The following is an 8,259-nucleotide window of genomic DNA, read 5'->3' as shown; positions in this document are numbered from 1 at the left end:
GCTCGAGCGGCGCCCTGCGGCCAGATGGCCGCGGCCCTCACCCCCGGCAGGGCTGATCGTGCTCGAGCGCTCCGCCCGCAGCGCCGCACCCTCCCGGCCCGCCGGCCTCGAGGAGGTCGAGGTGCGCACCTACGGCGAGACCGCCCTGTACTTCTGGCAAGACGAGCGCTGAGCCTTCCCCAGGACGGCTGCTGAGCCGTCCCGGTCGGGGGCACGACGACGGCACGCACCTGGGTGCCGGCCGCGCCCCGGCCACGGGCCGGGGTGGGGCGATCCGGAGAGGCGGGAGCCGTCGTCGGGAAGAGGGCGGGCTCAGCCGCGGAGGGAGGCGGCGTGACGGACCAGGCGGTCCATGCCCTCGGCGATGACCGCGGAGTCCTTGCAGAACGCCAGGCGCAGCCACGAGCGCATGGTGTCCCCGTCCGCGCGGCACAGCGCCGAGACCGGGATGGAGCAGACGCCCGCGGTGCGGATCCAGTCCTCCGCGGCCGCCCGGGCGTCCTCCACTCCCCACGGGGACAGGTCCACCGTGACGAAGTAGCCGGCCTGGGGCACCACCGGGTCGAGGCCGGCCTCGCGCAGCCCGGAGACGAGCAGGTCGCGCCCTGCGCGGTAGCGCTCGCGCTGCTCGGCGAGGTGGGCGTCGGCGCGCGGCAGGTACTCGGCGACCGCCTGCTGGTAGGCCGGGCCGGAGGAGAACGTGAGGTACTGCTTCACGGCGCGCACCGCGGCGATGCGCTCGGCGGGACCGGTCAGCCAGCCGACCTTCCAGCCGGTGACCGCGAGCGACTTGCCGGCCGAGGAGGCGGTGAGCACCACGTCCTCGGCCCCGGGCACGGCACGGCCGGTGACGTGCTCGCCGTCGAAGACGAGGTGGTCGTAGACCTCGTCCGTGAGCACGAGCACGTCCCGCTCTGCGCAGAGGGCCACCAGGCGCTCCAGCAGGTCCCGCGGGTAGACCGCGCCGGTGGGGTTGTGCGGCGTGTTGAGGATCAGCAGGCGGGTGCGGTCGGTGAAGCGGGCGGCGACCTCGTCCGGGTCCGGCAGGAACGCCGGCGGACCCACCGGGACGGTGATGTGCCGGCCCCCGGCCATGGCGATCGTGGCCGCGTGGGCGTCGTAGAAGGGCTCCACGGTGACGACCTCGTCGCCGGGGGAGACGAAGGCGAGCACCGCGGCGGCGATGGCCTCGGTGGCGCCCGTGGTCACGAGGACCTGGGAGTCGGGATCCTCCGCCACGCCCCAGTGGCGGCGGCGGTGCTCGGCCACGGCCCGGCGGAGGGCGGGGGAGCCGGTGCCCGGGGCGTACTGGTTCGAGCCGTTCCTCACGGCGTCGGCGGCGAGGTCCAGCAGCTCCTGCGGCCCGTCCGCGTCCGGGAATCCCTGGCCCAGGTTCACGGCGTCGTGCTCCAGGGCCAGGGAGGTCATGGTCTCGAAGACCGTGGGGACCGGCACGCCGTCCCGGAGCAGTCCGGCGGCCTCGGCGGTCGCCCGCCAGCGGGGTGCGGGGGAGGGGCCCGCGCCGGGGACGCGCGTGGACGGGACGTGAACATCGTGGGACGTCTGGGGAGCCATGTGCCCGACTGTACTGAACCGCGTCACGGGCGTGGGATAGGTTGGAGACCATGCTCAGAGCCGTCTGCCCCGGATCCTTCGACCCGCTCCACCACGGTCACGTGGAGGTCATCGCCCGCGCGGCCAACCTCTTCGACGAGGTCGTCGTGGCGGTGTCCGTGAACCCGGCGAAGACGTACCGCTTCCCCATGGAGGAGCGCATCGAGATGATCGAGGCCACCTTCGCGTCCCTGGCCGGCGTGGTGGTGAAGCCGATGGGCGTGGGGCTGCTCGCCGAGTTCTGCCGCGAGGTCGGTGCCAATGCGATCGTCAAGGGCCTGCGCAACGGCACGGACCTGGAGTTCGAGTCGCCCATGGCCACCATGAACCACCACCTCACCGGGATCGAGACCGTGTTCCTCGCCGCGGACTCCCGCTACGTCCACCTCTCCTCCTCGCTCGTCAAGGAGGTGAACGGCCTGGGCGGCGACGTCTCCGAGTTCGTCCCGACGGCCGTGATGCAGCGCCTGGAGGGCTGAACCGGAGTTCATCGGACCTTCATCTTCCCGTGCCTAGACTGAACGCGCCGTCAACGATCATACGTCCGTGGGTGCCCCTACGGACGAGGAACGAGGATCACCCCATGCCCGCCCCCTCCGTCCGCCGCACCTGCAAGGCCGTCATCCCCGCCGCCGGCCTGGGCACGCGGTTCCTGCCCGCGACCAAGGCCATGCCCAAGGAGATGCTCCCGGTCGTCGACCGACCGGCCATCGAGTACGTCGTGCGGGAGGCCATGGACGCGGGACTGGACGACATCCTCGTCATCACCGGACGGCACAAGCGGGCGCTGGAGGACCACTTTGACCGCCACACGGCGCTCGAGGAGACCCTCGAGAGGAAGGGCGACTCGCACCGGCTTTCCATGATGCAGGAGTCGGACCTGGTGGAGTCGATGCACTACGTGCGGCAGGGCGAGGCGCTCGGCCTCGGCCACGCGGTCGGGTGTGCGCGCCGCCACGTGGGCAGCTCGCCGTTCGCCGTGCTCCTGGGCGACGACATCATCCATGCCGACGACCTCCTGCTCGAGCGCATGCTCGACGTCCAGGCCGAGCACGGCGGCTCCGTGGTGGCCCTGATGGAGGTCCCGGCCGAGGCCGTGTCCTCCTACGGCGTGGCCGCAGTCGAGCCCGTCGCCGGCGAGGACGACGTCGTCCGCGTCACCGGGCTCGTGGAGAAGCCCGCCCGTGAGGACGCGCCCTCCAACCTGGCCGTCATCGGCCGCTACGTTCTGGACCCGGCCGTGTTCGACGTCCTGGACGAGACCCCTCCGGGCCGCGGCGGTGAGATCCAGCTGACCGACGCCCTGCAGACGCTCGCCGCCGGGGACGGCGAGGGGCACGGCGTGCACGCGGTCGTGTTCAAGGGACGCCGGTACGACACGGGAGACAAGCTCGGCTACCTCCAGGCCGTCGTGGAGTTCGCCACGACGCATCCGGAGCTCGGCGACGACGTGACGGCCTGGCTCAAGGAGTACGCCTCCGGCCTGTGAGCGCGTCGCGTTGCCGCAAGCTGGCGCGACCCGTTATGATTGACAGTCGGTTCTCCCTGGGCACTGCTGTGCCCAGGGTACGGTCTGCCCCACGAGACGAGAGGAGCGTCAGCAATGAATGCACCGCACCGCGACGCCGCGTACCCGTGGGTCATCTCGGTGAAGGACCTGCTGCACAGTGCCGGCCTCCAGCGTGAGGCGGCCGGGCAGTGGCCCGCCCCCGAGGGGCTGTCCACCCCCGTCCTCGGCGTCCCCGCCGGGGATCCCGTGGAGTGGACATCCGCCTGGAGTCCGTGCACGAGGGCGTCCTCGTCACGGGCACGGCGGACGTCGAGCTGCAGGGCGAATGCGCCCGGTGCCTCGACCCGCTCGAGGTCGGCCTCACCGTCGACCTGCAGGAGCTCTACCTGACCGACCCGTCCGAGACGGACGACGAGGACCAGCAGGTCATCGTCCACGAGACGATCGACCTGGAGCCCGTGCTCCGCGATGCCGTGGTCACGGCCCTGCCGTTCCAGCCGGTCTGCCGGCCGGACTGCGAGGGGCTGTGCGCCGACTGCGGCATCCGGCTCGAGGACGCGCCCGAAGGGCACGGCCACGAGCGTGTGGATCCCCGGTGGGCGGCCCTGGCCGCCCTCGCGGAGACCGAACAGACCTCCACCCCCGAGACAGAAGAGAGATAGTCGTGGCAGTCCCGAAGCGGAAGATGTCCCGTGCCAACACCCGTGCCCGCCGTTCCCAGTGGAAGGCCCAGGCCCCGACCCTGATCAAGTCCGTCGAGAATGGTCGCGTCTCCTACCGTCTGCCCCACCAGGCCGAGCTGAAGACCGACTCCGCCGGCACCCCGCTGTTCTTCGAGTACAAGGGCCGCAAGGTCGCCGACGCCTGAGATGGTGTCCGCCTCCCCGCGGCACGGGCGCCACGCGGCGCCTGACCCCGATCCGCTGTTCGAGCGTCTCGGCGTGGAGATCACGTCCGAGACGCTCGAACTCGCGTTGACCCACCGTTCGTTCGCCTACGAGCAGGGCGGACTGCCGACCAACGAGCGGCTCGAGTTCCTCGGCGACGCCGTGCTGGGCTATGTGGTCACGGACCACCTCTTCAAGGCCTTCCCCGCCCTGTCCGAGGGGGACCTGGCCCGCCGCCGCGCGTCGATCGTCTCCACCCATGCGCTGGCCGTGGTGTGCCGGGGCCTCGGCGTGGGACCGTTCATCCGCCTGGGCGAGGGCGAGCACCGCACCGGCGGCGCGGACAAGGACTCGATCCTCGCGGACACCTTCGAGGCGCTGATCGGCGCCGCCTACATCGACCACGGCCCGGTGGCCGCCGCCGCCCTGGTCCACCGGCACGTGCTGCCGCTGCTGGACGACCCGCAGATCGCCCGGGCCGGCACCGACTGGAAGACGAAGGTCGCCGAGGCGGCCTCCCGGCATTCCCTCGGGACGGTGCGCTACGAGATCGTCGGCCAGGGGCCGGCGCACGACCCCCGCTTCCGCGCGACCCTCTGGGTCGGCGACACCGAGTACGCGTCGGCCGTCGCGTCGTCCAAGAAGCAGGCCGAGCGCGACGCCGCGGCGGAGTCCTGGCCTCGGTTCGAGGCGACCTGCGACCGGGCAGGGCTGAGCCGACGTGCCCGAGCTGCCCGAGGTCGAGGTCGTCCGCCGCGGCCTGGTGCCGTTCACGGAGGGGGCCCGGGCGGGCCGACTCGAGGTCCTCGATCCCCGCAGCCTCCGCCGTTCTCCCGGCGGAGAGCCGGCCCTACGGGCCGCCCTGGCCGGACGGCCGCTGGCCGCGCCGGTCCGCCGGGGGAAGTTCCTCTGGATCCCCTTCGCGGACGACCGGGACACCGCCGTGGTGGTGCACCTCGGGATGTCCGGCCAGGTCCGCGTGGACGACGCGGACCGCCCCGACCCGCGGCACGTGCGGCTCCGCCTGCCGGTGACCGCCGTCGACGGCCGCGAGGCGGAGCTCCGGTTCGTGGACCAGCGGCTTTTCGGCGGGTGGTGGCTCGACCGGACGACCCTCGACCCCCGGACCGGGGAGCGGATCCCCGAGACCGCCGCCCACATCGGCCTCGACCCCCTCCACCCGCGCTTCGACGCGGACGCCGTCCACGACCGCTGGCACCGGTCGCGCACGCGGCTCAAGCGTGCCCTGCTGGACCAGACGCTCGTCTCCGGCATCGGCAACATCTACGCCGACGAGGCGCTCTGGGCCGCGCGGCTGCACCCGGAGCGCCGCACCGCCACCCTGTCCCGGACGCAGGGCCGCGCCGTGCTCGCGGCGGCACGCGAGGTCATGGAGCGGGCCCTGAGCGTGGGAGGCACCAGCTTCGACGCGCTGTACGTGAACGTCGAGGGCCGCTCCGGCTACTTCGCCCGGTCCCTGAACGCCTACGGGCGGACGGGAGAGCCGTGTCCGCGCTGCCGGACGGAGGGCCGGGACGGTGTCATCGTGCGCGAGGCGTTCATGGGACGCTCCTCCCACCGGTGCCGCCGGTGCCAACCGCGTCCGCGCACCTGACACCGCTCGGGCCCCTACACTGTTTCCCAGCCCCGCCCGTACGACAGGAGAGATGCCGGTGACCACTCGCCCGTCTGCCGAGCTCGACGAGCTCCGTGACCGGCACGATGCGTCCGGGCCCCGACGCCGTCGCCGCTGGCCGTGGGTCCTCGGCGTCCTCGCCGCACTCGTGGTGGCCGCGCTCGTCCTGGTCGGGCTCTACGCGGGCGCGCTCGCGCGCAGCTACGACGACAACCGGCGCACGGTCTCCGCCCCCAACGTGGGTGAGTCCGACGGGGGCGCAGTGAACGTGCTGCTGCTGGGATCCGACTCCCGCGCGGAGGACGGGGACGCCGGCCAGGACGGCGCGCGGTCCGACACGATGATGCTGGTGCACATCCCCGAGGACCGCAGCGGCGTCTACGTCATGTCTATCCTCCGGGACCTCTACGTGGACATCCCGGGCCACGGCAAGGCCAAGGTCAACTCGGCCCTGGCCAAGGGCGGGTACGAGCTCACCGTGGACACGGTCGAGGACCTGCTGGGCGTCGAGGTCGACCACCTGGTCGAGGTGGACTTCCAGGGCTTCCGGGGCGTGACCGAGGCGCTGGGCGGCGTGGCCGTGTGCAACCCGACCGCGTTCTCCTCCGGGGTCAAGGACCCCAGCTACTACCCGCGCGGCGAAATCCTCCTGCAGGACACCGCGGCACTGAGGTACGTCCGTGAACGGCATGCCTTCGCTGACGGCGACGTCACGCGCGTGGAGAACCAGCAGCGTGTGGTCTCCGGCGCCCTCGACCGGTTCCTCAGCGTCGACGTGCTCGCCGACCCGCGCCGGACCATGGACGTGATCTCCACCCTGTCCCGGCACCTCACCGTGGACGAGGGGCTCGACTCCCGCCGTGTGGCCGGCTATGGCTGGGAGCTGCGCTCCCTGGCCGGCGACGACGTCCAGATGTTCACCGTGCCCAACGCGGGCGGCGCCGTGGACGACACCGGCCAGCAGATCGTGCTCCCGGACGAGCCGGCCATGGCCCGGCTCCGTGCGGCCTTCGCCCGTGACGACGTGCACTCCTACCTCGAGCAGGTGGAGGCCGAGGAGCGGGCCGAGGCCGCCGAACGGCGCCGCGAGCGCCGGGAGTCGGCGAGCTCGAGCCCGTCGCCGTCCGAGGAGTCGTCGGCCCCTGCGGAACCCGAGCCCGTCCCCGCCGTGGAGGACCCCTGTGCCTGACCGCGACCCGATGCCCGGCCTGCTGCTGCTGACCCACTCCTACGCGCCCGACTCGACCCCGCCTGCACGTCGGTGGTCCGCGGTCGTCGGCGAGCTGCGGGCCGCCGGGTGGGAGGTGACCGTGCTGGCCCCGGCCGCAGGGGACCGTCCTGCCGGCCGATCCGTGGGCGCGCACGGCGAACGGATCGTGTCCACACGGACCCTCCACCGCGTGGCCTCCGGTCGGAACGGCCGGTTCCTCGACGCCGTGGTCCATGCGCTCCAGTGCATCCCGCGGGGCCTGGTCCTGCGCGGGCCGGACGTGGTCGTCGCCACCGTGCCGGCGCTTCCGACCGTGGTGCCTGCCCGCGTGGTCGCGACGTTGCGCCGGCTCCCGCTCGTGCTCGAGATGCGCGACGCCTGGCCGGACCTCGCCCGCGAGGCCGGGCTGGGCACCGGACCGCTGGGTCGGCTGATGGAGATCGTGGTCGGCGGGGCACAGTCCTCGGCCGACCTCGTGGTGACCGTGACCGAGGGCTTCGCACGGACGCTGCGCTCCCGCGGGGTGGGGCGGGTGGAGGCCCTGGCCAACGGCGTCCGCCTCGACGGGCTGCGCGAGCTGCCCGCACGCGAGCGCGAGGCCGGCAGCCTCCACGTCCTGTACCTCGGCAATCACGGCGAGTCCCAGGGGCTGGAGAGGGTGCTCGAGGCCGCCGCCCGCCTGCGTTCTCAGGTCCCCGGCGTCCGGGTCCGCCTGGTCGGGGACGGCACCCGCCGCGAGGCGCTGTGCGCGCTCAACGCCCGCCTCGGCGGTGCCGCGGAGATGCTGCCGGCGGCCCACGGCGACGAGGCCCGGGAGCACTACCGGTGGGCGGACACGGTGCTGGTCTCCCTGCGTCCGGACTGGGCCAGCTTCCGCCACACCGTCCCGTCCAAGACCTACGAGCTGCTCGGCATCGGGCGGCACGTCACCGCCCAGGTGGAGGGCGAGGGCGCCGACATCGTCGTGGCGGCGCACGCGGGCCACGTGGTCGGACCGACCGCGGATGACCTGGCCGGCCACCTGGCGGCACTGGCCGCCGCCCCGACTCGACCGCACCGGACCCGCGGGCGCGCCGGTGGGTGGCCGAGCACGCAGACCTGACGACCATCGCACGCCGGTACGTGGACCTGCTCGACCGCGTCCGCCGCCGTCGCTGACCGCCGCCGGGCACCACACCCCCGACCGAGGGAGCCACCTTGTCGAAGCACGCCGGGCGCTCTGCGCCAACGCACTCCTGGCCCTGACCACGGCCACGGACCACCTCCGAGACGATCCGGTGGTCCTCGCGCTCCAGATCAGCCGGCGCATGCCGCCCGCCGTCCGCTCACGGCTGGGGCGACTGGGGGAGCGGCTGGCACCCTCCGGTCCTGCCGTCCCGACCGCGGTGGCCCTGGCGGCCGG

Annotated in this window: 7 protein-coding genes and 2 pseudogenes; 8 read left to right on the top strand and 1 reads right to left on the bottom strand. The window is 73.3% G+C overall.

Annotated elements, in window-relative coordinates; all coding sequences use genetic code 11:
* Positions 1-312: 312 nt before the first annotated feature.
* Positions 313-1,575 carry an aminotransferase class I/II-fold pyridoxal phosphate-dependent enzyme gene (locus AC2W7A_RS06400; protein WP_485990621.1) on the bottom strand — a complete coding sequence of 421 codons (1,263 nt, stop codon included), beginning with the start codon at positions 1,573-1,575 and terminating at the stop codon, positions 313-315.
* Between the two features lie 50 nt (positions 1,576-1,625).
* Here AC2W7A_RS06400 and coaD point away from each other — a divergent pair, with 50 nt between their 5' ends.
* The 8 genes and pseudogenes from coaD to AC2W7A_RS06360 all read left to right on the top strand — a co-directional run bounded on the left by coaD (position 1,626) and on the right by AC2W7A_RS06360 (position 7,959).
* Positions 1,626-2,093 carry a pantetheine-phosphate adenylyltransferase gene (coaD, locus tag AC2W7A_RS06395; RefSeq protein ID WP_485990620.1) on the top strand — a complete coding sequence of 156 codons (468 nt, stop codon included), beginning with the start codon at positions 1,626-1,628 and terminating at the stop codon, positions 2,091-2,093.
* A gap of 104 nt (positions 2,094-2,197) precedes the next feature.
* A complete protein-coding gene (gene galU, locus AC2W7A_RS06390) occupies positions 2,198-3,103 on the top strand; it encodes a UTP--glucose-1-phosphate uridylyltransferase GalU (RefSeq protein ID WP_485990619.1) in 906 nt (301 codons plus the stop codon).
* A 114-nt stretch (positions 3,104-3,217) separates the two neighbouring features.
* A pseudogene (locus AC2W7A_RS06385) lies at positions 3,218-3,786 on the top strand (YceD family protein).
* A 2-nt stretch (positions 3,787-3,788) separates the two neighbouring features.
* Positions 3,789-3,992, top strand: coding sequence for a 50S ribosomal protein L32 (gene rpmF / locus AC2W7A_RS06380; protein WP_067188743.1), 204 nt, complete (start codon positions 3,789-3,791; stop codon positions 3,990-3,992).
* Between the two features lies 1 nt (position 3,993).
* Positions 3,994-4,677, top strand: a pseudogene (gene rnc / locus AC2W7A_RS06375) (ribonuclease III); the annotation flags it as partial.
* Between the two features lie 55 nt (positions 4,678-4,732).
* On the top strand, positions 4,733-5,626 hold the full coding sequence (gene mutM / locus AC2W7A_RS06370) for a bifunctional DNA-formamidopyrimidine glycosylase/DNA-(apurinic or apyrimidinic site) lyase (RefSeq protein ID WP_485990618.1): 894 nt from the start codon (positions 4,733-4,735) through the stop codon (positions 5,624-5,626).
* 58 nt (positions 5,627-5,684) lie between these two features.
* Positions 5,685-6,836, top strand: coding sequence for an LCP family protein (locus AC2W7A_RS06365; RefSeq protein WP_485990616.1), 1,152 nt, complete (start codon positions 5,685-5,687; stop codon positions 6,834-6,836).
* Positions 6,829-7,959: a glycosyltransferase family 4 protein gene (locus AC2W7A_RS06360; protein ID WP_485990615.1), complete on the top strand. Its 1,131-nt coding sequence runs from the start codon at positions 6,829-6,831 to the stop codon at positions 7,957-7,959. Before AC2W7A_RS06365 ends, AC2W7A_RS06360 begins: the two co-directional genes overlap by 8 nt.
* Positions 7,960-8,259: the final 300 nt, after the last annotated feature.

This window comes from Micrococcus sp. LASM2_SD2 (genome assembly GCF_057364565.1).
Note: the sequence above shows the minus strand (reverse complement) of the source record. Positions and strands in the feature narration are given on the sequence as shown.

What these genes read in the sequence shown, in the direction of transcription:
- coaD (WP_485990620.1), top strand. Translation starts at nt 1,626, where the DNA reads ATGCTCAGAGCCGTCTGCCCCGGATCCTTCGACCCGCTCCACCACGGT.
- AC2W7A_RS06400 (WP_485990621.1), bottom strand. Translation starts at nt 1,575, where the DNA reads ATGGCTCCCCAGACGTCCCACGATGTTCACGTCCCGTCCACGCGCGTC.
- galU (WP_485990619.1), top strand. Translation starts at nt 2,198, where the DNA reads ATGCCCGCCCCCTCCGTCCGCCGCACCTGCAAGGCCGTCATCCCCGCC.